This window comes from Cryobacterium sp. RTC2.1 (genome assembly GCF_035018685.1).
Classification (GTDB): domain Bacteria; phylum Actinomycetota; class Actinomycetes; order Actinomycetales; family Microbacteriaceae; genus Cryobacterium; species Cryobacterium glucosi.
Genome location: NZ_JASJXJ010000344.1, coordinates 1 through 574 on the forward strand (window position 1 = coordinate 1; position 574 = coordinate 574).

Consider the following 574-nt stretch of genomic DNA (forward strand, 5'->3'; position numbering starts at 1 on the left):
CTCGGGCGCGGACTCCGGATCGTGCACTCCTGGTCGATTCCGATGACGGTTGCGATCGACCTCGGCGCGACGGTGCCGTTCGAAGCGCTCCGCGAAGCCAATGCCGAAGCGCTCGCGATCACGGCCCAACGGGTGCGGGACGCCCGTCCAGGACTCGACGTCGTCGAGATCCTCGACACCGGGCCGGCCGCCCCTGCACTCGTCGATGCGTCCGCCGAGGCTGAACTGCTCGTGGTCGGCACGCACGGACGCGGCTCGGTCGGGAGCCTCATCCTGGGCTCGGTGAGCCACGACGTGCTGCTCAACCTGCCCTGCCCGATCGTGGTCATTCCGCGCCGAATCGACGGGACGTCGTCAAGCGGTCAGACGGGACGTCCTCAGTAGTCGAATTCGTCGAACTGGGGAGCATCGAGACCGTCGCCGGTCCAAGCACCCTGGGGCACCGCCATCGGAGCGAGCGCCTTCCTGCGCAGGCCCGCGGTGATGTCGGTATCGACGAGTTCGCGGAAACCTGTCGGGGACGTGACGCTCGTCAACTGGCTCGCCGCGCCGATCAGGAACTGGGCCCTCCCGA

General features: G+C 68.5%; 2 protein-coding genes. One reads left to right on the forward strand and one right to left on the reverse strand.

The genetic code is table 11. The annotated features are described in order from the left end of the window. Positions 1–384 (forward strand): universal stress protein (locus QN357_RS19205; protein ID WP_323505427.1); only part of this gene is annotated, 384 nt, incomplete at its 5' end. Here QN357_RS19205 and QN357_RS19210 read toward each other — a convergent pair. After that, a partial coding sequence (locus tag QN357_RS19210; protein WP_323505428.1) for a hypothetical protein occupies positions 378–574 on the reverse strand: 197 nt, incomplete at its 5' end. The genes QN357_RS19205 and QN357_RS19210 overlap by 7 nt on opposite strands.